The 24443-nt window shown below is 73.3% G+C and carries 22 protein-coding genes and 1 tRNA gene; 5 read left to right on the top strand and 18 right to left on the bottom strand.

The genetic code is table 11. The features are described 5' to 3' along the window. The first annotated feature begins 34 nt into the window (after positions 1-34). Positions 35-1252 (top strand): serine hydrolase domain-containing protein, encoded by a 1218-nt coding sequence (locus AC6I72_RS18400; protein ID WP_498002024.1) that lies wholly within the window; start codon positions 35-37, stop codon positions 1250-1252. Positions 1253-1293: 41 nt separating this feature from the next. On the opposite strand, the gene AC6I72_RS18395 is transcribed toward AC6I72_RS18400, so the two are convergent. The 5 genes from AC6I72_RS18395 to AC6I72_RS18375 all read right to left on the bottom strand — a co-directional run bounded on the left by AC6I72_RS18395 (position 1294) and on the right by AC6I72_RS18375 (position 6202). Beyond that, positions 1294-1569, bottom strand: a complete 276-nt coding sequence (locus AC6I72_RS18395) for a DUF1876 domain-containing protein (protein WP_498004731.1) — start codon at positions 1567-1569, stop codon at positions 1294-1296. An 81-nt stretch (positions 1570-1650) separates the two neighbouring features. Beyond that, the gene (locus AC6I72_RS18390) at positions 1651-2496 is read right to left on the bottom strand and encodes an EamA family transporter (protein WP_498002022.1); all 846 of its coding nucleotides are present in this window, start codon (positions 2494-2496) and stop codon (positions 1651-1653) included. Next, complete coding sequence (locus AC6I72_RS18385; protein ID WP_498002020.1) at positions 2493-3050, bottom strand: YbaK/EbsC family protein; 558 nt, start codon at positions 3048-3050, stop codon at positions 2493-2495. The genes AC6I72_RS18390 and AC6I72_RS18385 overlap by 4 nt, the downstream gene beginning before the upstream one ends. Before the next feature lie 154 nt (positions 3051-3204). Then, positions 3205-5421 (bottom strand): MMPL family transporter, encoded by a 2217-nt coding sequence (locus AC6I72_RS18380; protein ID WP_498002019.1) that lies wholly within the window; start codon positions 5419-5421, stop codon positions 3205-3207. A gap of 136 nt (positions 5422-5557) precedes the next feature. Then, positions 5558-6202: a TetR/AcrR family transcriptional regulator gene (locus AC6I72_RS18375; protein ID WP_498002017.1), complete on the bottom strand. Its 645-nt coding sequence runs from the start codon at positions 6200-6202 to the stop codon at positions 5558-5560. 197 nt (positions 6203-6399) lie between these two features. On the opposite strand from AC6I72_RS18375, the gene AC6I72_RS18370 reads away from it, so the two are divergent. After that, positions 6400-10104, top strand: coding sequence for a S41 family peptidase (locus tag AC6I72_RS18370; RefSeq protein WP_498002016.1), 3705 nt, complete (start codon positions 6400-6402; stop codon positions 10102-10104). A 91-nt stretch (positions 10105-10195) separates the two neighbouring features. Here AC6I72_RS18370 and AC6I72_RS18365 read toward each other — a convergent pair whose 3' ends face one another. From AC6I72_RS18365 to AC6I72_RS18350, 4 genes are all read right to left on the bottom strand, one after another. Beyond that, on the bottom strand, positions 10196-10402 hold the full coding sequence (locus AC6I72_RS18365) for a hypothetical protein (RefSeq protein WP_498002014.1): 207 nt from the start codon (positions 10400-10402) through the stop codon (positions 10196-10198). Between the two features lie 92 nt (positions 10403-10494). Continuing rightward, positions 10495-11388, bottom strand: a complete 894-nt coding sequence (locus AC6I72_RS18360; RefSeq protein WP_498002013.1) for an SDR family oxidoreductase — start codon at positions 11386-11388, stop codon at positions 10495-10497. Next, positions 11385-12338, bottom strand: coding sequence for an alpha/beta fold hydrolase (locus AC6I72_RS18355; protein ID WP_498002011.1), 954 nt, complete (start codon positions 12336-12338; stop codon positions 11385-11387). The genes AC6I72_RS18360 and AC6I72_RS18355 overlap by 4 nt, the downstream gene beginning before the upstream one ends. Next, a complete protein-coding gene (locus AC6I72_RS18350; protein WP_498002010.1) occupies positions 12335-13867 on the bottom strand; it encodes a flavin-containing monooxygenase in 1533 nt (510 codons plus the stop codon). Before AC6I72_RS18350 ends, AC6I72_RS18355 begins: the two co-directional genes overlap by 4 nt. Before the next feature lie 190 nt (positions 13868-14057). Here AC6I72_RS18350 and AC6I72_RS18345 point away from each other — a divergent pair, with 190 nt between their 5' ends. Then, entirely contained in the window at positions 14058-14678 is a 621-nt protein-coding gene (locus AC6I72_RS18345) for a MerR family transcriptional regulator (RefSeq protein ID WP_498004730.1), read from the top strand. A gap of 83 nt (positions 14679-14761) precedes the next feature. On the opposite strand, the gene AC6I72_RS18340 is transcribed toward AC6I72_RS18345, so the two are convergent. Together AC6I72_RS18340 and AC6I72_RS18335 are read right to left on the bottom strand one after the other, a co-directional pair. Continuing rightward, a complete protein-coding gene (locus tag AC6I72_RS18340) occupies positions 14762-16114 on the bottom strand; it encodes an IS4 family transposase (RefSeq protein ID WP_498002009.1) in 1353 nt (450 codons plus the stop codon). 117 nt (positions 16115-16231) lie between these two features. Continuing rightward, entirely contained in the window at positions 16232-17035 is an 804-nt protein-coding gene (locus AC6I72_RS18335; protein WP_498002007.1) for an exodeoxyribonuclease III, read from the bottom strand. Between the two features lie 90 nt (positions 17036-17125). On the opposite strand from AC6I72_RS18335, the gene AC6I72_RS18330 reads away from it, so the two are divergent. Further along, positions 17126-17605: a GNAT family N-acetyltransferase gene (locus tag AC6I72_RS18330; protein WP_498002005.1), complete on the top strand. Its 480-nt coding sequence runs from the start codon at positions 17126-17128 to the stop codon at positions 17603-17605. Positions 17606-17819: 214 nt separating this feature from the next. Here the strand turns inward: AC6I72_RS18330 and AC6I72_RS18325 are convergent. The 7 genes from AC6I72_RS18325 to galU form a co-directional block, all read right to left on the bottom strand. Further along, positions 17820-17893, bottom strand: a tRNA-Ala gene (locus AC6I72_RS18325). Positions 17894-18022: 129 nt separating this feature from the next. Further along, positions 18023-19273 carry a divisome protein SepX/GlpR gene (sepX, locus tag AC6I72_RS18320; protein ID WP_498002003.1) on the bottom strand — a complete coding sequence of 417 codons (1251 nt, stop codon included), beginning with the start codon at positions 19271-19273 and terminating at the stop codon, positions 18023-18025. A gap of 314 nt (positions 19274-19587) precedes the next feature. Beyond that, complete coding sequence (locus AC6I72_RS18315; protein WP_498002001.1) at positions 19588-20205, bottom strand: GNAT family N-acetyltransferase; 618 nt, start codon at positions 20203-20205, stop codon at positions 19588-19590. Between the two features lie 17 nt (positions 20206-20222). Then, positions 20223-20765, bottom strand: a complete 543-nt coding sequence (locus tag AC6I72_RS18310) for a MogA/MoaB family molybdenum cofactor biosynthesis protein (RefSeq protein ID WP_498001999.1) — start codon at positions 20763-20765, stop codon at positions 20223-20225. Beyond that, the gene (moaC, locus tag AC6I72_RS18305; protein WP_498001998.1) at positions 20762-21322 is read right to left on the bottom strand and encodes a cyclic pyranopterin monophosphate synthase MoaC; all 561 of its coding nucleotides are present in this window, start codon (positions 21320-21322) and stop codon (positions 20762-20764) included. The genes AC6I72_RS18310 and moaC overlap by 4 nt, the downstream gene beginning before the upstream one ends. 84 nt (positions 21323-21406) lie before the next feature. Next, a complete protein-coding gene (gene glp, locus AC6I72_RS18300; protein WP_498001996.1) occupies positions 21407-22729 on the bottom strand; it encodes a molybdotransferase-like divisome protein Glp in 1323 nt (440 codons plus the stop codon). 5 nt (positions 22730-22734) lie between these two features. Further along, positions 22735-23637 carry a UTP--glucose-1-phosphate uridylyltransferase GalU gene (gene galU / locus AC6I72_RS18295; RefSeq protein WP_498001995.1) on the bottom strand — a complete coding sequence of 301 codons (903 nt, stop codon included), beginning with the start codon at positions 23635-23637 and terminating at the stop codon, positions 22735-22737. A gap of 101 nt (positions 23638-23738) precedes the next feature. On the opposite strand from galU, the gene AC6I72_RS18290 reads away from it, so the two are divergent. After that, positions 23739-24353 carry a 5-formyltetrahydrofolate cyclo-ligase gene (locus tag AC6I72_RS18290; protein WP_498001994.1) on the top strand — a complete coding sequence of 205 codons (615 nt, stop codon included), beginning with the start codon at positions 23739-23741 and terminating at the stop codon, positions 24351-24353. Positions 24354-24443: the final 90 nt, after the last annotated feature.

Here is a 24443-nt window from a genome sequence, read left to right as displayed (position 1 = left end):
ACTCACTGTCGCAGGCGGTCGGCGGATACGAGTGATGAGTGACGGGAGTGCGGACGTGGGCGTGGACGTGAGCGGCGCGGTGGCCGAGGGCTTCGAGCCGGTCAGGCGGGCCTTCGCCGAGAACTTCACCGCACGCGGCGAGCGGGGTGCGGCCCTCGCGGTGTACCGGGACGGGCACAAGGTCGTCGACCTGTGGGCCGGGACCCGGGACGTCGACGCCGCGCCCGGTGCGGAGGAGTCCCCCGCGCCCTGGGAGCAGGGCACCGCGCAGGTCGTGCGCTCCGCCACCAAGGGCATCGCCGCGGCCGTGCTCCTGCTGCTGCACCAGCGCGGGGAGCTGGACCTCGACGCGCCGGTCGGGGCGTACTGGCCCGAGTTCAAGGCGGCGGGCAAGGAGCACACGCTGGTGTGGCACCTGCTCGCCCACCGGGCGGGCGTACCGGTCCTGGACCGCCCGCTCACGCCCGCCGAGGCCGCCGACCCGGCGCTCGGCGCCCGTGCGGTGGCGGCCCAGGCACCGGCGTGGGAGCCGGGGACGGACCACGGCTACCACGCGCAGACGTACAGCTGGCTGACCGGTGAACTGGTGCGGCGGGTGACGGGCGAACCGATCGGCGCGTGGATAGCGCGCGAGATCGCCGCACCGGCGGGTGCGCGGCTGTGGGTCGGGCTGCCCGGGCACGAGGCCGCACGCGTGGGCCGGGTCGGACCGGTCGAGGCCCCCGAGGCCGCGGGCGGGCCGCGGCTGCGGCCCAAGCCGGCGGTGGCCGAGGCGTACGCCGATCCCGGGTCGCTGACCCGCCGCGCCTTCGCGGCGATCACCCCGCTGCCCGACGAGAACGGCGAAGCCTTCCGCGCGGCGCTGCTGCCCGCCTCCAACGGCATCGCCACCGCCGACGGCCTGGCCCGCTTCTACGCGGCGCTGATCGGCGAGGTGGACGGCGGCAGGCGCCTGTTCGCACCGGAGACGACCGAACTGGCCCGCGCCGAACGGTCGGCGGGCCCCGACCGGGTGCTGGTCGTGGGCACCCGGTTCGGCCTCGGGTACATGCTGCACGGCAGCGCGTACCCGCTGCTCGGCCCCGGCTCCTTCGGCCACCCCGGCCGCGGCGGCGCCCTCGGCTTCGCCGACCCGGACACGGGCATCGCCTTCGGCTACGTCACCAACGGCTTCCGTACGAGCGTGACGGCGGATCCCCGGGCCCAGGCACTGGTACGGGCGGTGCGGACGGCGACGGCGCGCCCGGCCTGACCGCCCCGCGCCCGGCCGGCAGTCCCGGCGTCCGGCACCGCTCAGACGTGGATGGGCGAGGACGTGCGGCCCGACGCGCTGTCGATCTCTTCGTGCGCCTTGGTGAGCAGTTCCATGGCGAGCTCGTTGAGGGCGCGGGCTCCGGCGATCTCCTCGCCCACGCGCGGCTGGTCGGAGTCGGTGCGGTGCCGGCTGGCCCGGCCGTGCGCCCGGACCTCGCTGCCGTCGGGCAGACGGACCAGCGCCACCGCCCGCGTGTGCTGGCCGTCCTCCTCGAACTCCAGCTCCACGTGCCATCCCACGGCCGTCTTCATCATGACCATCACCTCCACGAACACCTCCTTCCAGGGTGCTCCCTTCCCGACCGGCGTGCAGCACAGTCCCCGCGGGGCCAGGGCCTAACCGGCGTGCAGCATCAGGCCGATGCCCACGACCAGCAGACCGGCCGCGGCGATCCGCGGCGCGCCGAAGCGCTCCTTGAAGAAGACGGCGCCGATGGCCGCGCCGACCAGGATCGAGGACTCGCGCAGCGCCGAGACGGGCGCCAGGTCGGCACGGGTCTGCGCCCACAGGACCAGGCCGTACGCCGTGACGGACAGGGCGGCGCCGAGCAGGCCGAGGGCGGCGTGGGGGCGCAGCAGGGCGGCGGTCCGGCGGCGCCGGCGGGTGACGGCGTACGCCGGGATCACCACGCCCTGGATCATCATGAGCCAGGCGATGTAGCCGAGGGAGGACCCGGAGGCCCGTACGCCCAGGCCGTCGACGACCGTGTACGCGGCGATGGACAGGCCGGTCGCCAGCGCGGCGCCGACCGCCGTCCGGTCCGGGCGGCGCCCGCGCAGCCCCCACAGCGCGACGCCGGTCAGGCCCGCGCAGGACAGCGCGATGCCCGCGCTCCCCCACAGGCCGGGCACCTCGTGGGCGAAGACGGCGGCCAGGACCGTGACGACGAGCGGTGCGGTGCCCCGCGCGAGGGGGTAGACCTGGCTGAAGTCACCGAGCCGGAAGGACGTCATCAGCAGCGCGTAGTAGACGATGTGCAGGGCCGCCGACACGCCGAGGTACGGCCAGGCGGCCGCCGCCGGTACGGCGGTGAACGGCGCGAGCGCGGCGCCGATGAGCAGCCCGCCGCCGGAGATCAGGGTGAAGCCGACGAGCTTGTCGGGGATGCGGTGCGCGAGCGCGTTCCAGCAGGCGTGGGTGACGGCGGCCAGCAGGACGGCCGCGGTGACCAGCGGGGTCACGAAGTGCGCTCGCGCACGTCCACGAGGACGGCCCCGGCCCGCGCCACCAGCGCCCCGGGCTCCATCGGGAAGACGGTGTACGGGGTGCCTGCGGCGGCCCAGACGACGTCGTGCTCCAGCAGCGAACGGTCGGCCAGGACCCGGGTCCGCGTGCGGTGCCCGAAGGGCGGGACCCCGCCGATGGCGTACCCGGTGGTCTCCCGTACGACGCCGGCCTTCGCGCGGGTGACCTTGTCCGCGCCCAGTTCCTGCCGGACCCGCTCCACGTCGACCCTGGAGGCCCCGTCCACCAGCACGAGCACCGGGGTGCCCGCCCCAGGCTCCCGGCCGGGTCCGAGGAGGGGGGACCCCCAGGCCTCGAAGATCAGCGACTTGCAGATCTGGCTCAGCTCGCAGCCGACGGCGGCGGCCGCCTCGGCGGCGGTCCGGGTGGCGTCGGGGAACCGGCGGATCCCGGTCACCAGCTCGCCGAGCCCCAGTTGCCGCAGGGCCTCGGCGAAGCGGGGGTGGGCGGCCGGTCGCCCGGCGCCGTCGGTGCCGGCTGTCGTCGTCATGACGAGCACGCTACGACATGGCCCGCGCCCGCTCACCGGGTTTTCCCCGGCTCTCGGCCGTCCTGGTGACCGGAGAGGGAAGGCCGGTGAGGGTGCGCCGTCCCCACGGGACCCTCACCGGCCGGCGGCCCGCTCCCGGCCGGGAGCCGCCCGGTCAGGCCAGGGCCGGTTCCCGGTCCTCGTCCGGGTCCGTGCGCCGGGAGTCGTGGGCGCGCAGGCCCTCGCCCTCCACGTCGACGTTGGGCAGGGCGCGGTCCAGCCACCTCGGCAGCCACCAGGCCCTGCGGCCCAGCAGGGCGAGGACGGCCGGCACGATGGCCATGCGCACGACGAACGCGTCGAAGAACACCGCGATCGCCAGCCCGAAGCCGATCATCTTGATCATCGACTCGCTGGAGCCGATGAACCCGGAGAAGACGGCGATCATGATGACCGCGGCGGCGGTGACGACCCGTGCGCCGTGCCGGAAGCCCGTGACGACGGCCTGGCTCGGCTTCTCGCCGTGGACGTACGCCTCACGCATCCGGGTCACCAGGAACACCTCGTAGTCCATCGCGAGGCCGAAGACGACGCCCACCATGAAGATCGGCATCATCGACATGACCGGGCCGGTCTCCTCCACGCCCATCAGGCCGGACAGCCAGCCCCACTGGAAGACCGCGACGACCGCGCCGAGCGCCGCCATCACCGACAGCAGGAAGCCGAGCGCCGCCTTCAGCGGGACCAGGACCGAGCGGAACACCACGATCAGCAGGAGGAAGGCCAGGCCGACGACCAGCGCCAGGTAGGGGAACAGGGCGTCGTTCAGCTTCTGCGAGACGTCGATGTTCATCGCCGTGGAGCCGGTGACGAGCACCTCGGCGTCCGTCTTGTCCTTGATGCCGCTGCCCGCGTCGCGGATGGCGTGCACCAGGTCCTCGGTGGTGGTGGAGGACGGCTTGGAGTTCGGGATGACGGTGATGGTCGCGGTGTCACCGGCCTTGTTGGGCTGGGCCGGGGTGACCGTCACGACGTCCTTGAGACCCTTGATCTCGTCGGTCACCTCGGTGAAGGCGGCCTTCGCGTCGTGGCTGCCCTTGGCGTCGACGACGACCATCAGCGGGCCGTTGAAGCCGGGGCCGAAGCCCTCCGAGAGGAGGTCGTAGGCGCGGCGCTGGGTGGTGGAGACGGGCTGGGAGCCGTCGTCCGGGAGGCCCAGTTCGAGGGAGGCGGCCGGTACGGCGGCGGCGCCGAGCCCGACCACGCCGAGCAGCAGCACGGCGACGGGACGGCGGACCACGAAGCTCGCCCAGCGGGTGCCCATGTTCGCCCGGGCCGGCTTCTTCGCGGCCCGCCCGCCGCCCAGCAGCCGGCTCTTCTCCCCGGCCGGCTTCACCCTGCGGCCGGCGTAGCCGAGCAGCGCGGGGATCATGGTCAGGGCGATGAGGACGGCGATGACGACCGTGCCGGCCGCGGCGACGCCCATCTTCGTCAGCATCGGGATGTTGACGACGGACAGACCGACCAGGGCGATCACGACGGTGAGTCCGGCGAAGACCACCGCGGAGCCCGCGGTGCCGGTGGCCCGGCCCGCCGCCTCCTCACGGGAGTGGCCCTCGGCCAGTTCACCCCGGTAGCGGGAGACGATGAACAGCGCGTAGTCGATGCCGACGGCGAGGCCGATCATCGAGGCCAGGGTGGAGGTGGTGGTGCCCAGGTCGAGGGCGCTGGCGAGCGCGGTCACGGTGGAGACACCGATGCCGACGCCGATGATCGCGGTCAGCAGCGGCAGGCCGGCGGCCAGCAGCGAGCCGAAGGTGATGACGAGGACGACGGCGGCGATGGCGATGCCGATGACCTCGGTGGCACCGGTCTCGGGAGCGGCGTTGAGCGCGTCACCGCCGATCTCCACGGTCAGCCCGGCGTCCCGCGCGTGCTGCGCCGCGTCCTCCAGGGCGGTGCGCGAGGAGTCCTCCAGCTCCATGCCGGAGACCTTGTACTTCACCGACGTGTAGGCGACGGTGCCGTCCTTGCTGACGGCGTGGCCGGTGTAGGGGTCGGCGACGGAGGCGACCTCGGAGCCGTCGGACAGCTCCTTGACGGTCTTCTCGACGGTCGCCTTGTTCGCGGCCTGCGTCATCTTCTGCCCGCCGGGCGCCTTGAAGACCACCCGCGCGGTCGCCCCGTCGGCGCTCGCGCCGGGGAAGCGCTTTTCCAGCAGGTCGAAGGCCTTCTGGGCCTCGGTGCCCGGAATGGAGAAGGAGGTGTTGCCCGCGGGGGGCGCGGAGGCGGCGCCGACACCGGCGAGTGTCAGGAGCGCCACCCATATCAGCGCGACGAAGTGCCGTCGCCTGAAGGCGAGGCGTCCTAGTTTGTACAGGAACGTGGCCACGTGGGCGTACTCCCGGTCAGGTCGTGGGGTGGATCAGGGCAGGGGTCATCAGCCCGACGACGTGAGCGGTGACGTCAGAGGGTGGGCTTGCTGGGGACAACGGGCCCGCCGGGGAGGCGGGCGCGGGGAAGGGGTGTCAGGAGGTGGTGGGCGCGCCGAGGGCGGGGAGCACCACGGCGTCGATGTACGAACGCAGGAAGGCCTGGGTCGGCGGCTGGTTCTCGATCAGTGCCCGGACGACGAAGCCGCCGGCCAGCATGTGCACGACGAAGTCGAGCGCCGGGCAGTCCGGGCGGATCTCGCCCCGGTCGACGGCGCGCTGCACCAGCTTGCGGAACTCGGCCATCTCCGGTTCGACGAGCTGTTCCCGGAAGGCCTGTCTGAGGTCGGGGTTGGAGTGCACCGCCATGGCCAGGCCGCGCATCAGCGCGGAGTTCTGCTCCATGGTGCAGTCGTCCTCGCGGCTCATCAGTTCGTGCAGGTCGCCGCGGAGCGATCCGGTGTCGGTGCCCTCCAGTTTCCCGGGTTTGCCGTGCCGGACGGCCCGGACGACCAGTTCGGCCTTGCCGCCCCACTGGCGGTAGAGCGTGGCCTTGCTGGAGCGGGTGCGGGCGGCCACGGCGTCCATGGTGAGGGCGTCGTAACCGACCTCGCGAAGCAGGTCGAGCACGGCCGCGTACAGCTCGGCCTCGCGTTCGGGTGTGATCCGGCTGCGGCGCCCCGGTGCAGGCACCGGTTCCGGAGGAGCGGCTGCCGCCGCACCCTTGGCCGCCTCGGTCATCCCGTCCGCCTCCCGATCCGCACGACGCGGTCCCGCTGTCGTTCTCGCACGACACGAATGTAGCGCACCCCGCATCGAAACGAAACGGTTTCGTACGTGCGCTCGGTCACTCCTGTCGGGTCCGCATAAGAGCCTTTGTCCGCGGCTCTCAGGTGCTCCGGTTGCTGGGGCCGGTCCCCGGGCGAAGCATTGAGGAGGTGAGCTATCTGCGCCTGCCGCACCTCAGCGGCGATCTGCTGTGCTTCGTGGCCGAGGACGACCTCTGGCTGGCACCGCTCGACGGAGCGGGCCGGGCCTGGCGGCTCACCGTGGACCGCACCAAGACCGGCCACCCGCGCTTCTCCCCCGACGGCCGCCACATCGCCTGCACCAGCTGGCGCAGCCTCGCCCCGGAGATCCACCTCGTCCCGGTGGACGGCGGACCGGGCCGCCAGCTGACGTACTGGGGCAGCTCCGACACGCAGGTGTGCGGCTGGACGCCGCCGGAGGAGGACGGACACAGCGAGATCCTCGCCGTCACCTCGCACGGCGAACCGTTCTCCTACTTCACCTGGGCCTACAAGGTCGCCACCGACGGCTCCCCGGGCCGCAAACTGCCCTGGGGCCCGGTCTCCGACCTCCAGGCCCGTGAGATCGACGGCGAGCGCAGGAGCCTGCTGCTGACCGGCACCCCGCCGCACGAGCCCGCCTCCTGGAAGCGCTACCGGGGCGGTGCCACGGGCCGGCTCTGGCTGCACGGGCAGCGGCTGCTCCCCGACATCGGCGGCCACCTGGCCTGCCCCATGTTCGTCGGCGACCGCATCGCCTTCCTCTCCGACCACGAGGGCGTGGGCAACCTGTACTCCTGCGCCTACGACGGCTCCGGCCTGCGCCGGCACACCGACCACGACGCCTTCTACGCCCGCCACGCCTCCAGCGACGGTGCCCGGGTGGTGTACCAGTGCGCGGGCGACCTGTGGATGGTGGACGACCTGTCCCCGGACTCGGTCCCGCACCGGCTCGACGTGCGGCTCAGCGGGCCGCGCGCGGGCCGCCGCCGCTACCCGGTGCCCGCCGCCCAGAACCTGGACGGCCTCTCGGTCGACGAGACCGGGCGGGCCAGCGCGGTCGTCGTCCGCGGCTCGCTGTACTGGCTCACCCACCGCGACGGCCCCGCGCGCACCCTCACCGACACCCCCGGGGTCCGCGTGCGGCTCCCGGAGATGCTCGGCGAGAGCGGCCGGATCGCCTACGTCACCGACGCCGACGGCGCCGACGCGGTGGAGATCGCCCACCTGCCCCGTGCCTCCGGCGCCCGCCCGCCCCGCCGGCTCGCCTCCGGTGAACTGGGCCGGGTGCTGGAGATGGTCTCCGACCCCGACGGCGAACGGCTCGCCCTGGCCTCGCACGACGGCCGGCTGCTGCTGCTCGACGTCCGGGAGGAGGACGGATCCGAGGAGCCGCCCGCGACGACGGCGGAGCAGACCGAACCGGCCACCGGCGGACCTCCGGGAGAAGCCACCCGGGAGGCCGGAACCCCGGAAGCCGGAACCGCGGAACCCGGGACCGTGGAGGGCGGGCCCCCGACGGCCGGGACGACGGACGGCGGAACAGCGGAGGCCGGGGCTCCAACAGCCGGAACCCCCGATGCCGGGACCGCGGAGGCCGGAACCCCGACGGCCGGGATCCCGGAGACCGGGACGCCAGAGACCGGGACGCCAACGGCCGGGACGGCGGACGGCAGGACGCCAACGGCCGGGACCCCTGATGCCGGAACCCCGGAGGCCGGGAGCGCAGATGCCGGAACCCCGGAGGCCGGCACCCCGGAGGCCGGCACCCCGGAGGCCGGCAGCGCCGCCGGGGGCGCGGGGGCGCCCGCGGGCACCGACGGTCCCGGGTCCGTGGCCGGGCCGGTCACCGAACTCGTGCGGTCCGCCAACGGACCCGTGCGCGACCTGGCCTTCTCGCCGGACGGCGCCTGGCTGACCTGGTCCCATCCCGGGATCGGCCGGACGCTGCGGCAGATCAAGATGGCCCGGATCAAGGACCGGCTGGTCGTCGACGTCACCAACGGCCGTTTCGAGGACGAGAACCCGGTCTTCACCCGGGACGGCCGCTACCTGGCGTTCCTGTCCTGGCGCGGCTTCGACCCGGTGTACGACGTGCACACCGGCGACCTGTCCTTCCCGCTGGGCTGCAAGCCCTACCTGGTCCCGCTCTCCTCCGCGACCCCCTCCCCCTTCGCGCTCAACCCCGAGGGACGGCCGGCCGCGGGCGGCCTGGACCCGGTGGAGGACGAGGAGGGCGGTGAGCCCGGCGCCGTCACGGTGGAGGTGGCGGGCCTGGAGAACCGGGTCACGCCCTTCCCGGTCATCGCCTCCAAGTACTCGGCGCTCGCCCCGGTCGCCGGCGGCGGCCTGGTCTGGCTGCGCTGGCCGATCTCCGGCGCGCTCGGGGAGACGTTCGCCAACCCGGACGACATGACGGGCAGGCCCACCCTGGAGTACTTCACCATCAGCAAGGCGAAGAAGTCCGAACTCGTCGGCCACCTCGACTGGTTCGCGGTCAGCGGCGACGGCACCCGGCTCGTCGTCGTCGACGAGGGCGACCTGCGCGCCGTCCCCTCCACCGAGCTGGGCGACAGCGACACCACCACCTGGATCGACGTACGCCGGATCATGCACGTCGTCGACCCGGGCGCGGAATGGCGCCAGGCGTACGAGGAGGCGGGGCGGCTGATCCGCGCCTACTTCTGGGAGCCGCGGATGTGCGGCATCGACTGGGACGGCGTCCTCGCCCAGTACCGCCCGCTGGTCGAACGGGTCGCCTCGCCCGACGAGTTCGCCGACCTGCTGCGCGAGGTCCTCGGCGAGCTGGGCACCTCCCACGCCTACGTCGCCGCCGCCCGCCGCAACGAGGGCCCCGCGCACTACCAGCGCTGGCAGGGGCTGCTCGGCGCCGACCTGGTGCGCCGCGACGCCGGCTGGGTGCTCCGGCGGATCCTGCCCGGCGACTCCTCCGACTCGCGCGCCCGCTCGCCGCTGGCCGGCACCGGCATCCGCGAGGGCTCCGTGCTGACCCACGTGGACGGCCGCCCGGTCGACCCGGTGGCCGGGCCCTACCCGCTGCTGGCCGGGTCCGGCGGCACGACCGTGGAGCTGACCTTCGCGCCCGCGCAGGGCACGGGCCCCGCGCGCCGGGTCGCGCTCGTCCCGCTGATCGACGACCGGCCGCTGCGCTACCAGGACTGGGTGGCCAAACGCCGTGCCGTCACCCGCGAGCTGAGCGACGGCAAGTGCGGCTACCTGCACATCCCGGACCTGGGCGGCTCCGGCTGGGCGCAGTTCAACCGGGACGTGCGCATGGAGATGTCCCGGCCCGCGCTCATCGTCGACGTGCGCGGCAACGCGGGCGGCAACATCAGCGAACTGGTCATCGAGAAGCTGACCCGGACCATCCTGGGCTGGGACCTGACGCGGGACGCCGAGCCGGTGTCGTACACCTCCAACGCGCCGCGGGGCCCCATCGTGGCCCTCGCCGACGAGGCGACCTCCTCCGACGGCGACATGATCACCGCCGCCTTCAAACTGCTCGGGCTCGGACCGGTGGTGGGCCAGCGCACCTGGGGCGGCGTGGTCGGCATGACCGGCAGGCACCGCCTCGGTGACGGCACGGTCATCACGGTGCCGATGAACGCGGCCTGGTTCGACGCGTACGGCTGGTCCGTGGAGAACCGCGGCGTCACTCCCGACGTCGAGGCCCTGCGCACCCCGCTGGACTGGGCCGAGGGCCGGCACGTCGGGATGGACGACGCCATCGAACTGGCCCTGCGGCTCCTGGACTCCCACCCGGCCGCGACCCCGCCCGACTACGGCGGCGTCCCCGACCTGGCCCGCCCGAAGCTGCCCCCGCGCCCCGGCTGACGTACCCCCGGGGCGGTCCGTCCGTCGACGTGGGGTGCCCCGGCACACAGGGCACCCCACGTCTCAGCAACAGCTCTTGGCGGCCCGTCGGCTACCGGTCGTAGTCCTCGTTGAGGCGGTCCTCCATCTCGTCGTGCGCGTCCTCGATGCCCTGACGCCCACGCTCACCGCCCTGACGGCCCTGCTCACGCTGCTGGCCCGCACGCTGGCCGGCCTTCTCGCGGCCCTCCTGCATGCGCTCCTTGCCCTGCTGCTTCCACTGCTCGGACTGCTCCTGGAACTTGTCCTTCATACCCATGCTGTTTCACTCCCGTGTGAGGGGGATCCCCAAGTGGGTGAGGGGATCGGCCTCGACCAGATTCACACGGGCGGTGACCCTGTGCATGTCGATCAGTGACGGGACGTGACCGAGGTCGTCCGGTGCTGTTCGTCGGCCGCTCCGCCCGCCCCGACCAGCCCGGTCCGCATGCCCGTCAGCCGGTCCGCGAACCGCCGCATCTCCCGCTGCCCCACGGTCCCGATGACCCCGGGCAGGTACCCGCGCACCCCCTGCATCCCGCGCAGCCACCACTGCCCGTACACGTGGCTGGAGCGCCGCTCGATGCCGTCCACGATCCGGTCCACGGCCGGACCCAGCGGATACGTCTTGTTCGACGGCCACGGCAGCCGCTGCCTCAACTCCCGCATGACGTCGTCCTGGTCGGCGCCGCGCACCATGTCGGTGTCGGTCCACGACAGGTACGCCACGCCCACGCGCACGCCCCGGTGGCCGACTTCGGCGCGCAGGCTGTGCGCGTACGCCTCCACACCGGACTTGGAGGCGCAGTACGCCGTCATCATCGGCGCCGGGGTGATCGCGGCGAGCGAGGCGATCTGGAGCAGATAGCCCCGGCTCTCGGTCAGCGCCGGCAGGAACGCCCGCCCGGTGACCGCCGATCCGACGAGGTTGACCTCGATCACGCGGCGCCAGGACTCCGGGTCGGAGTCGGCGAACGGACCGCCGGTCGCCACACCGGCGTTGGCGACCGCGACGTCGACCCGGCCGAACCGTTCCTTCACCTCGGCCGCGACCCGGGCCATCGCCTCGTGGTCGGTGACGTCGGCGTACCAGTGGGCGCTCTCGCCGTGCAGCCGCTCCGCCACCTGCTTGAGCGCGTCCGGTTCCAGTCCGACGAGCGCGACCTTCGCGCCGCGCGCGGACAGCTTGCGGGCGAGCAGTTCACCGACGCCCCGTGCGGCGCCCGTGACGACCGCGACCTGTCCCTCCAGGCTGACCTTGCTCATGCGCCCTCTCCGATCCGTGCGGCGTCGTTGTCGTTGTCGTGCCCGTGTGCGCGCAGGTACGTGTCCACCAGGTCCCGGATCGCCCCGGTGACCTGCTCGGGCGCTTCCATGGGGGTCATGTGCCCGATGCCGGGCAGTTCGGTCAGGCCCGCGCACCGCGGCAGCGCGGCGGCCAGCGCCCGCGCGTGCACCGGCGGCGTCAGCCGGTCGGCCGTGCCCACGACGACCGCGGCCGGCACCCTCAACTGCCGCACGCCCTCGCCGAGATCGAGCCCGTCGAAGATCCGCGACCAGGCGTGGCGCACCCGGGCCGGGCAGGCGTGCACGATCCGCGCGCACGCCTCGGTCACGTGGGCCGCCGAACCGGGGCCGAGCGTCCCGTACTTGAGGATCCGCAGGGCGAGCGGCGTGACGGGGCCGAGCGGGGCGCGGGAGCCGAGGACCCCCCGGGTCAGCCGGGTGCGCAGCCGGCCCGGCCGGACCGGGACGACGGTCGCCTCCTCGACCAGCCGTGAACTGCCGGTGCTGCACAGCACGACGGCGGCGGCGTGCTCCCGGAATCCGGGCCGGCCGGCCGCCGCCATGACCGTCATCCCGCCCATGGAGTGGCCCGCGACCACGGCCTTCTCACCGGGTGCGAGGGTGGCGGCGAGCACGGCCTCCAGATCGTCGGCGAGCGCCCGCGTGGTGCACACCGGGCTCGCCGGGCTGCGTCCGTGGCCGCGCTGGTCGTAGGTGACGACCCGGTGAGCGGTGGCGAGTTCGCGGATCTGGGCGGCCCAGAAGGCGGTGGAACAGGTCCAGCCGTGGGCGAGGACGACCGCGGGGGCGCCCTCGGGCCCGTGCACCTCGACGTGCAGCCGGGCGCCGTCGGCGGAGACGACGGTGAGTTCGCGGTCGGGGGCGGGCGGGGCGTACAGGGGGAAGGGGGTGCGCGCGGGACGGCTCACGCGTCCACCTCCGCGGGCCGGGACGCGGCAGCCGCGGGGGCGGCCGCGGGCCGGGGCCGCCGGACGACCTCGTACTCCGCGAGGTCCACGCGCCGCGTGGCGCGCCGGAACTCGGTGGTCGTGCCCGGCCAGACCGTGGTGTTGCGGCCCTGGGCGTCCAGGTACCAGCTGGTGCACCCGCCGGTGTTCCACACGGTGCGCTTCATGCGCTCCTGCACCGTGCGGTTCCAGGCGTCCACCGCGCTCTGCCGGGCGTCCAGGGCGGCCCTGCCTCCGAGGACGTCGAGCTGGCGCAGGTAGTCGGCCATGTAGTTCAGCTGGGACTCGATCATGAGGATCATCGAGGAGTTGCCGAGGCCGGTGTTGGGCCCGATGATCGTCATCCAGTTCGGGAAACCGGCGGCGGTGGCGCCGCGCAGCGCGGCCATGCCGTCCTTCCAGGTCTCGGCGAGGGTGCGGCCGTCCGCCCCGACGACGCGCTCGGCGATCGGCATGTCGGTGACGTGGAAGCCGGTGCCGAAGATGATCGCGTCGGCCTCGGCCTCGGTGCCGTCGGCGGCGACCAGGGTGGCGCCGCGGATCTCGCTGAGGCCGCCGGCCACCACGTCCACGTTGTCCTGCGCGAGCGCCGGGTAATAGGTGCTGGACAGCAGGATCCGCTTGCAGCCGATGCGGTAGTCGGGGGTGAGCCTGGCGCGCAGCGCCGGGTCCTTGACGGAGCGGGCCATGTTGCGCTTGGCGATCTGCTCGACGAAGCCGAGTTCGTCGGGCCGTTTGGTGAACGCCTGCACCTGGAGTTCGCGGATGCCCCACAGCAGTCCGCGGCGCAGCCGGGTGGTCACCGGCACCGCCCGGTGCACGGAGCGCTCCAGGCCGCTGATGGCGCGGTCGACGCGGGGCATCACCCAGGGCGGGGTGCGCTGGAAGAGGGTGAGGCGGGCCACCTCGGGCTGGATGGCGGGCACGATCTGGATGGCCGAGGCGCCGGTGCCGATCATGGCGACCCGCTTGCCCGCCAGGTCGTAGTCGTGGTCCCAGCGGGCGGAGTGGAAGACCTTGCCGGGAAAGCCGTCCAGGCCCGGGATGTCGGGGATCTTGGGATCGGACAGCGGGCCGGTCGCGGAGACCACGACGTCGGCGGAGAGGTTCCCGCCGCTGGTCTCGATGTCCCAGCACAGCCGCTCGGTGTTCCAGGCCGCCTTCTTCACCTCGGAGCCGAAGCGCAGGTGCGGGCGCAGGCCGAAGGTGTCGGCGACGTGCTCCAGGTAGGCGCGGATGTGCCGCTGGCCGGAGAAGGTGCGCGGCCACAGGGGGTTCGGGGCGAAGGAGAAGGAGTAGAGGTGGGAGGGCACGTCGCAGGCGCACCCCGGGTAGCTGTTGTCGCGCCAGGTGCCGCCGACGCTGTCGGCGCGCTCCAGCACGACGAAGTCGGTGATCCCCTCCCGGCGCAGTCGCACCGCGGCGCCCAGTCCGCCGAACCCGGACCCGATCACCGCCACCCGCACGTGCTCGTACTCGTGCTCGGCCATTGAGCGCCCCTCCATGACTCGCCAACAACTGCGCCAGTGAACACTGGCACAATCGGGAGGGTAGAGGAGAGACGTACCGATCGGTAGGGGTACGCCGACGAAAGTTACCGGCGGTACGACATAGGCTTCCGGTGTGGCAGAAGACGCTGGACGGCAGGACGGACGGGGCGGCGGCCCGCGCGAGTACCGCATGGAGGAGCTGGCCCGGCTGGCCGGCATCACCGTGCGCACCCTGCGCTTCTACCGCGAGCGCAAGCTGATACCGCCGCCCCGCCGCGAGGGCCGGATCGCCTGGTACGACGACCACCACCTCTCGCGCCTGCGCACCATCTCGGCCCTCCTCGAACGCGGCCACACGCTCAGCGGCATCGCCGAACTCGCCGAGGCCTTCGACCACGGCCGCGACGTGGGTGACCTGCTGGGCCTGGGCGCCCCCACCGAGGAGACCCCGGTCCGCCTCACCCCGGAGGAACTCGCCGACCACTTCGCGGGCGAGGTCACGGCCGAGAACCTGGCCGCCGCCATGGAACTGGGCTACCTCGGCACCGACGGCGACGAGATCGTCCACATCAGCCGCCGGCTGCTGGACGTCTCCGCCGCACTGGTCCGCGAGGGCATCCCGCTCGCCGAGGTGCTGGACGCCGGCCACCGCGTCCGCCGGCACGCCGAGGCGCTGGCCGGCCTGTTCACCGACCTGATCACCCGCCACGCCTCCGAGGAGGACCTCCAGCGGCTGCGCCCGCTGGCCAAGAGCGTGGTGGACGCGGAGCTGTCGATGGCACTGGACCGGCGGCTGCGCAAGGAGCCGTAGACCCGGCCGGCCGCCAGGGCCGGAAAGACCTGCCGGCCCCCCTCTAGAGGCAACGCCGTTCAGTTAGGGCGGTCTGGGCCGTGTCAAGGGTCGGTTGTGAGCATGTTGATGCTGATGGTGGCCTTGTAGGTGGTCCGGTCGATGGCGGGTCCGCGTGCGTTGTACTTGGAGATCGCTCGTTTGACGATGCGGTCTTTGGTGCGGATCCGCCGGGCGGGCAGGAGGTGGGTCAGCACGTGGCGGCCGATGGCTCCGACCAGGTCGGTCACGGTGTCGGTGATCACACCGGCGGCCAGGACGAGTTGGTCGCGTGCGGCGGCGAGGGCGGTGGTGAACCCGGCCCGGTCCGGGTCGGTGCCCGGGACGCTGTCGGTGGCGTCCGTCATCGCGGTCCGCAGTGCCTGGTAGGCCACCAGCAGTGCCCAGACCTCCTGCTCGACACCGGCCGGGGTGCGGGCCCGCAGGACCCGCCCGCCCAGGATCGTGGACTTCAGCTCCGCGTAGGCCGTCTCGATCTCCCAGCGCTCGTGGTAGAGCCGGACGAGTTCGCCGGCCGGGTGGGTGGCGGGGTCGGTGAGGGTGGTCAGGAGCCGGTAGTGGCCGGTGCGTGTGCCCTGAGCGGTGCGGATGGTGATCTCGGTGTTGATGACACGCATGGTCAGTGTTCCGATGCGGGTCAGTGTCGAGCCGTCGCGGCAGCGGGCCACCGTTGGCAGGCGCCGGTTGGCCTTGCAGCGCACGAGCAGATCGGCGCCGGTGGCGGCCATCTGGTTCAGCAGTGCGGCGGCGGCGAAGTTCCGGTCACCCAGCAGCAGCATCCCGGCCCGAAGGTCCACTGCCAGCCGGCGGGCGTACTCCAGCTCGCCGGTCGCGGCTGAACCGAATACGGCCCCGGTCACCGAGCGTGTCCCGCAGGCCACCAGCGCGGCCAGACGCAGTTGCGGATAGCCCGAGGTCCCGTTGCCGAGCCGCTGGCGGGCGAACACCGCAAGGCTGGCGGGACAGTCCGGGACCGGCAGCAGGGTGCCGTCGACCGCGACGATTCTCAGACCCCGCCACCGCCCGGCGGCAGCGGTCGTGGCCGCGGGTCCCCTCACCAGGTCAAACAGTGCCTTCATCGGTGCCGGGCCCAGCCGCTGCCGCGCTTGGCGAAGAGCGCTGCCGCTGGGCCGAACCGTTGCCAGGCCCGACAGCCCGGCACGCAACCGGTCGAAGACCTGCCGGTAGCCCAGCCCGCTGAAGAGCGCTCCGGCCAGCAGCAGGTAGACCGTGACCCGCGCCGGCAGCAGACGGATCCTGCGCTGGACCGTTCCGGTCGCCGCCAGCACCTCGTCGACCATCTCGAACGGGATGATCCGGGTCAGCTCACCGATATGCCCCGGCGCGAACACCCCGGCCGCTACCCCGACCGTCCTGGTTATGGCAGCCTGTTCCAACAGCGGAGCTCCTGTGGTGAGGATGTCTTGGAGGACAAACCTCTTCTACAGCAGCTCCGCTGCCTCGTTCACCGGCCTTGACGAACAGCCTCCGCCCTTAACTGAACGGCGTTGCCTCTAGAGGTCGTACACGACCGTCACGGGCGCGTGGTCCGACCAGCGCTCGGCGTGCGTGGCCGCGCGCTCCACGAAACCCTTGACGGCCCGGTCCGCGAGCCCGGGCGTGGCCACGTGGTAGTCGATGCGCCAGCCGGAGTCGTTGTCGAAGGCCCGCCCCCGGTAGGACCACCAGCTGTACGGCCCCTCGGTGTCCGGGTGCAGGGCGCGCACGACGTCGACGTACCCGCCGTCCGCCGCGTCCAGGACCCGGCTCAGCCACTCCCGCTCCTCGGGCAGGAAGCCGGAGTTCTTCTGGTTGGCGCGCCAGTTCTTCAGGTCAACCTCGCGGTGGGCGATGTTCCAGTCGCCGCAGACCAGGACCTCGCGCCCGTCGGCGGCGGCGCGCTCGCGCAGCTCCTTCAGATAGGCGTGGAACTCGCCCATGAAGCGGAGCTTCTCGTCCTGCCGCCCGGTGCCGACCTCTCCGGAGGGGAGGTAGAGGGAGGCGACCGTCACGCCCGGCAGGTCGGCCTCGACGTACCGTCCGCTGCCGTCGAACTCCGCCGACCCGAAGCCGACGCGGACCCGGTCCGGCTCCCGGCGGGTGTAAAGGGAGACGCCGGCGCGGCCTTTGGCGGCGGCGGGCGCGTGCACGGCGTGCCAGCCGTCCGGCGTGCGCACGTGCTCGGGCAGCTGCTGCGGCTCGGCGCGCACCTCCTGGAGGCACAGCACATCGGCACCGGTCCCGGCGAGCCACTCGACGAAGCCCTTCCTGGCGGCGGCACGCAGTCCGTTGACGTTGGCGGAGGTCACAGTGAGCACCCGGGCACTTTACCGGCACACTGGACGGGGTCCCGCAAGAGACCCGGTCCAGCCTCTCCGTTCTCACTGCATTGATATACGGTACACAACATGCTTATTCGTCCGGTTGCCTTCGACCACCCCGACGCCGTGAAGCTCAACGACGAGGTCCAGGCCGAGTACCACGTGCGCTACGGCGACGGCGGCGACGCCACCCACCTCGACCCGGCCGACTTCCGGCCGCCGAACGGGGTGTACCTCATCGCCTACGACGAGGACGGCACCCCCGTCGCCACGGGCGGCTGGCGCAGCCAGGACAAGAACGAGGAGGGCAACGAGGACGGCGACGCGGAACTGAAGCGGATGTTCGTCATCGAGTCGATGCGCGGCCGGGGCCTGGCCCGCCGCATCCTCGCCGCCCTGGAGGACGACGCCCGCGCCGCCGGCCGTGTCCGCATGGTCCTGGAGACCGGCGACCAGCAGCCGGAGGCCATCGCCCTGTACACCTCCAGCGGCTACGAGCCGTGCGCCAAGTTCGGCTACTACCGGGAGTACGAGTCGAGCCTGTGCTACGCCAAGCCCCTGCGGTGACGGCGGGGCGCCCCGGCGGGAGGGAGCCGCGCCGCTTCCCTCCCGCTACGCCCTGAAGGGATCCGCGGATCCCAGAGCCTCCGGATATCTCAGAGTCTCCGGATCTCCGGATCACTGGAGCAACGAATCAGCGGCTCACCGGATGAAGGACCGGCCCCGGAAACGACGAGATCCCGATCCGACGGTGACCGTCTGATCGGGATCTCGTGCTGCGTGGACCTGAGGGGATTTGAACCCCTGGCCCCCTCGATGCGAACGAGGTGCGCTACCGGACTGCGCCACAGGCCCTTGCAACGAGTGAAACTCTAGCATCCTCATCCGGGTGGTTGGAAATCCGTTCCCGGGCTGGTCAGCGGCGGCGGTCCCGCACGGCGTCTGAGGCGGTGTCACGCCGCGCCGGACCACCCGGCTCGCGGGCTACTCGTTGGCCGCGCGCGGCCGGTCGCCGTCCTCGTACTGGTCGAAGAGCGGAGTACGGCCCCGCTCGCGGGACCGGCGGGCCGAGGCGGCGCGGCGGGCGTCGCTGCGGCCGTCGGCGGGACGGTCCTCCGCGTCCGTCGCGGGAGCCTGCGGCTCCTCGGCCGCGGGGGCGGCCTCCTGCTCGGGCACGGCGGCGGACGAACGCGCCGAACTCCAGGTGTCCGGGGCGCCCAGATCCACGTCGGAGGTGGCCCGCGGGGCGACCGGCGCGGTCACGTACGTCGGCAGCGGCACGGGCACCGGGTCCCAGCTGTCCCCGCGGCCGGGGCGCCGCCGGCGCTCACGCTGCTGCTGGTCCAGCCACTCCGCGTGGTCCGTCTGCTCCACCAGGGCGCGCCGGTCCGCGGCGAGCGCCGACAGGCCGGGGTCCGTCTCCGGCTCGGGGCCCGCGTCGGGCTCCTCCGTGTCCGCCGCCCCGGCCCCGCCCAGGGCCGCGCGCCGGCGCGGCTGGCGGCGGCTCTCCCGCAGCCGCTGCGCCGCGGCCTCGGCGCGGCGGCGGTCCATCTGGTAGGCGAAGCGGCGTCGCTCCTGGGTGCGCAGATAGGCGATGTACGCGCTGAGCAGCACGGCGGGCACGGCGGGCGCCCACAGGAAGGCGAGCCCGCCGACGGCGGCGACGATCGCGCCCAGGGTGAAGGCGAGGAAGAGCACGACGGTGGTGCGCCTGCGACGTGCGAGCACCTTCGTGCGCCGTGCGCGTGCTGCCGCCGCCTCCGCGCCGGGCGCGCGCCGCGCCGCGGGGATCCGTCCCCGCGCGGGGGCGGTCTCGTCCGTACGGGCGGCCTCCGGCTCGGGGCCGGCTTCCGGCGTGGACTGCACCACCGGTGCCGTCGTCCGCGCCGGGGGCGCCGGCGATGCCGCGGGGCGGGCGGTCCGCCCGGCCTCGGCTCCGGGCGCGGGAACCTCCGCACGGTCCGGGGGCAGGGCGAAGGACCGGACGTCCACCGAGTCGGTGACGACGTCCGGTTCCACGGCGCCGGACTCCCCCTCGTCGGCGGAGCGCGCCCGGAGGTCCCTGGCGTAACGGCGTTCCATGCCCGCCCGTCCGGACAGCAGCCGGATGGCGGTGCTGAAGCGTTCCGTCGGACGGGCCTCGTTCAGCTCGTCCTGCCTACGGAGCCACATAGGCACCAAGTAGGCGGCCCAGGCCCCGACAATGACTGCGTAGATGAGGCCGCTGCTGCTCACGCCTCACACCGTAGAGGGGTTCGCGTGAGGCCATCGGCCAATTGGGCCGGTGTGTCGCACGATCTGGCTGATATTTCGAACTTTTTTTGCGACCGATGCGATCAGAGGACCATCAAGCCGGGGAATTCCCCGGCACGAGCCGGTCGAAGAGTGATCAGTTCCTGAATAAATTCGAACACTTATTCAATTAACCGCGATCACTCGCCCCGGTGCGGCGGAACGAGGCGGCGGGCGCAGGGGCGCGGCGGCGAGGACGTGCAGGGGGCAGGCGCGGCACCGAGGGCGGGGCAGGGGCCGGGGCAGTGGCAGGAGGGTCAGGCCGGGTTTCCCTTGGCGGTGCGGCCGGCGCGGGTGCGCCGCCAGCGGTTCAGCAGCCCGTCGGGCACCTCTTCCGCGGTCAGCGCGAAGACCAGGTGATCGCGCCAGGCCCCGTCGATGTGCAGATATCGCGGCCGCAGCCCCTCCTCGCGGAATCCGAGTTTCTCCACGACCCGGCGGCTCGGGCCGTTCTCGGGGCGAATGCAGACCTCCAGGCGGTGCAGGCCCACGGTGCGGAAACAGTGGTCCGTGACGAGCGCCACGGCCGTCGGCATCACCCCGCGGCCCGCCACCGCCTCGTCCACCCAGTAGCCGACGTGGCCCGAGCACATCGAACCCCAGGTGATCCCGGCCACCGTCAACTGCCCCACCAGCCGCCCCTGGTACTCGATGACGAACGGCAGCATCCGGCCCGCCCTGGCCTCCGCGCGCAGGTGCCGCACCATCTGGCGGTAGGTCGGCCGGTGGGTGACCGGGCCGCTGGGCGTGGGCGGCGGGATGGTCGCCTCCCAGGGCCTGAGCCAGTTCCGGTTGCGCCGGTTCACCTCGCGCCAGAGCCGCTGGTCGCGCAGCTTTATCGGCCGCAGGACGACATCGCCCTCCGCGAGCACCACGGGCCAGGAGGCGGTGTTCAGCTCGCACCCCCGGGGCCTGCCGCTGCTCTGGGGTGGTCACCGCCGCGCAGCTGGTCAACGGCGTGCGTCAACAGGGGCTCCAGGACGGCCAGTCCGTCCTTCACCCCGCCGGTGGAACCCGGCAGGTTGACGATCAGGGTGCGGCCGGCCACCCCGGCCAGTCCCCGCGAGAGCACCGCGGTCGGCACCTTCTCCCGGCCGTACGCCCGGATGGCCTCCGCGATGCCGGGCACCTCGTGGTCGATCACCTCGCGGGTCGCCTCGGGGGTGCGGTCGGTGGGCGAGATGCCGGTGCCGCCGGTGGTGACCACGACGTCGTACCCGGCCTCGACGGCGGCGCGCAGCGCGGCCCGGACCGGGTCTCCGTCGGGGACGACCCGCGGCCCGTCGACGGCGAAACCGAACCGCTCCAGGCCGTCGGCGATCAGCGGGCCGCCCCTGTCCTCGTAGACCCCGGCGGCGGCCCGGTTGGAGGCGGTGACCACGAGCGCGCGGTACGGCGCGGCCGGGGCGCCGCCGGCCGGCGCCCCGGAGGTCATGCCCGGCTCCAGTCGCCGGACTTGCCGCCCGTCTTCTCCTCGACCCTGACGTCCGTGATGACCGCCCCCTTGTCGACAGCCTTGACCATGTCGATCACGGTGAGCGCGGCGACGGAGACCGCGGTGAGCGCCTCCATCTCCACGCCCGTGCGGTCCGTCGTCTTCACGGTGGCCGTGATCTCCACGGCGTCGTCCGCGACCGACAGGTCCAGTTTCACACCCGACACCGACAACGGGTGGCACAGCGGGACGAGGTCCGGGGTGCGCTTGGCGCCCATGATCCCGGCGATCCGCGCGGTGGCGAGGGCGTCGCCCTTGGGCACTCCCTCGCCGCGCAGCAGCTCCACCACGCGGGGCGAGACGAGGACGCGGCCGCTGGCGCGGGCGGTGCGCGCGGTCACGTCCTTGCCGGACACGTCGACCATCCGGGCGGCGCCCGCGTCGTCGAGGTGGGTCAGCCGGTCCTGCGCGCTGTCCTGCGGGTGCTGCGGGTGCTGCGCGTCCTGCACTCGGTCCTGCACGGGTCCGGGGGTCTCCCCCCGGGAAGGTGTGGTCATGCTCTGTGGCGCTCCCGGTCCGGGCCCGGCGCGGTGCGGCGCGCGGGCCTGCTGTGCGCGACACGCTACGCCAACCGGGGGCGGTCAGCCGAGCAGGACCACCTCGACCTCGGTGCCGGGCTCGACGGACTCGGTGTCCTCGGGGACGACGATCAGGGCGTCGGCCTGCGCGAGCGCCGCGATCAGATGCGAACCGGCGCCGCCGACGGGGGTCACCTCGCCGTCGGCGTACGTCCCGCGCAGGAACTGCCTGCGGCCGCGGGGCGACGTCAGCGCCTTGTCCGCCGCCAGCTTCGCGCGGGCCGTCGGCCGGTGCACGTCCGCCAGGCCCATGAGGGTGCGGATCGCCGGGCGGACGAACAGCTCGAAGGAGACGTAGGACGAGACCGGGTTGCCGGGCAGCGCCAGCAGCGGGACGTGGTCGGGGCCGACGGTGCCGAAGCCCTGGGGCTTGCCGGGCTGCATGGCCAGCTTGCGGAACTCCACGCCGCCGCCCGGCTCGTCCTCGTCCCCGACGTGCGACAGAGCCTCCTTGACCACGTCGTACGCGCCGACGCTCACCCCGCCGGTGGTGACCATCAGGTCGGCGCGGACGAGCTGGTCCTCGATGGTGGAGCGCAGGGTGTCGGCGTCGTCGGCGACGGCGCCCACCCGGTAGCCGATGGCGCCGGCGTCCCGGGCCGCTGCGGTCAGCGCGAAGCTGTTGGAGTCGTGGATCTGGCCGCCCCCCAGCTGTTCGCCGGGCTGGACGAGTTCACTGCCGGTGGAGAGCACCACCACGCGCGGGCGCGGGCGCACCCGTACCGTGCCGCGGCCGATCGCGGCGAGCAGCCCGATCTGCGGCGGACCGAGGACCGTACCGGCCTTCAGGGCGCACTCGCCCGCCTGCACGTCGCTGCCCCGCGCGCGCACGTGCGCGCGTGCCTGCGCGGGCCGGTACACGCGCACCTGCCCGGCGGCGCCCTCCGGCGCCAGGCTGCGGGCGCGCATCCCGCTCACCGGTCCCTCACCGAGCCCGCCGTCGGTCCACTCCACGGGGACGACGGTCTCGGCGCCGGGCGGCAGCGGGGCGCCGGTCATGATCCGGGCGGCCTGGCCGGGGCCGACCCGCACCGGGTCGGCCGCGCCCGCGGCGACGTCCCCGACGACCTCCAGGGCGGCCGGGAACTCCTCGCTCGCGCCGGCGACGTCCGCGACCCGGACCGCGTACCCGTCCATGGAGCTGTTGTCGAACGGGGGCAGCGACAGCGGCACCATGACGTCCTCGACGAGGACGCACCCCTGGGCGTCGAGCAGTTGCAGCTCGATGGGTTCGAGCGGGCGGACGGTGGTGAGGACGTCCTCCAGGTGCTCGTCCACCGACCACAGGCGGTCCGGGTCTGCGTTGTGGTGCGCGGCGCTGCTCAACGTCGTTACATCTCCTCGGCTACGTACCGCTGAAGCCAGGTCCTGAAGTCGGGGCCCAGGTCTTCACGTTCGCACGCGAGTCTGACAATGGCACGGAGGTAGTCGCCGCGGTCGCCGGTGTCATAGCGGCGGCCCTTGAAGACCACGCCGTGCACCGGGCCGCCGACGGTCTCCTCCTGGGCGAGGCGCTGCAGGGCGTCGGTGAGCTGGATCTCGCCGCCGCGGCCGGGCTCCGTCTTGCGCAGTATCTCGAAGATGTGCGGGTCGAGGACGTAGCGGCCGATGATCGCGTAGTTGGACGGGGCGTCGGCCGGCTCGGGCTTCTCGACCAGGCCGGTCACCTGGACGACGTCGCTGTCGCCGGTGGCCTCGACGGCGGCGCACCCGTAGAGGTGGATCTGCTCGGGCGCGACCTCCATGAGGGCGACGACGCTGCCGCCGTACTGCGCCTGGACCTCGATCATCCGCTGCAGCAGCGGGTCGCGGGGGTCGATCAGGTCGTCACCGAGCAGCACCGCGAAGGGCTCCTCGCCCACGTGCGGGGCCGCGCAGAGCACCGCGTGCCCCAGGCCCTTCGGGTCGCCCTGGCGGACGTAGTGGATCATCGCCAGGTCGCTGGACTCCTGCACCTTGGCGAGCCGTTCGCTGTCGCCCTTCTTCTCCAGGGCCGACTCCAGCTCGTAGTTGCGGTCGAAGTGGTCCTCCAGCGGGCGCTTGTTGCGGCCCGTCACCATGAGGACGTCGTCGAGACCGGCGGAGACGGCCTCCTCGACCACGTACTGGATCGCCGGCTTGTCCACGACCGGCAGCATCTCCTTGGGAGTGGCCTTGGTGGCCGGCAGGAACCGGGTGCCGAGGCCTGCCGCGGGAATGACAGCCTTGCTGATCCTGGGGTGCGCGTGACTCATGGCGGCCACCTTAACCGCTGCGTTTGCGGGGGTCCGCGCCTCCGGTTCATTAGATCGCATATGAGCACATTTACTGTTCGAGGAAGGGCACGGGAGCGACCTTGAGTCACATCGGACGGACAGCGGGGCCCGGCAAGCAGACCCTGCGGCGGGAGGTTCTCGCCGCGCGCGACCGGCTGACCGTGGACGACGTGCGGGAGGCCGCCGACGCGCTGGCCCGGCGCGCGCTGGAGCTGCCCGAGCTGGCGGGGGCGCGCACGGTGGCCGCGTACGTCTCCGTGGGCGCCGAGCCGGGCACCCTCGCGCTGCTCGACGCGCTGCGCGCGCGGGGTGCACGGGTCCTGCTGCCCGTACTGCTCCCGGACAACGACCTGGACTGGGGCGCCTACGCCGGTGAGGGCTCCCTCGCGCGCGTGCGGCACGGCGGGCGGATGACGCTGTTCGAACCGGTCGGCCGGCGGCTCGGCCCGGACGCCGTGACGGCCGCCGACGTCGTCCTGCTGCCCGGCCTGGCCGCCGACGCGCGCGGGATGCGGCTGGGGCGCGGCGGCGGTTCCTACGACCGCGTCCTGGCGCGTCTGGAGCGGGCGGACGCGCACCCCGCGCTCGTCGTCCTGCTCTACGACCGCGAGGTCGTCGAGCACGTCCCGGCCGAACCGCACGACCGGCCGGTGCAGGCGGTGGTCACGCCGTCGGCGGTCCGGCGCTTCACCTGACCTGCCCCGCCTTCCCTCGAAAGAGTCCGGGTACGGCGACGGCCCTCCACGCGCGCGCGTGGAGGGCCGTCGCCCGGTGCGGTGCCGTGC

The sequence above is a fragment of the Streptomyces sp. Xyl84 genome, assembly GCF_059731885.1.
Note: the sequence above shows the minus strand (reverse complement) of the source record. Positions and strands in the feature narration are given on the sequence as shown.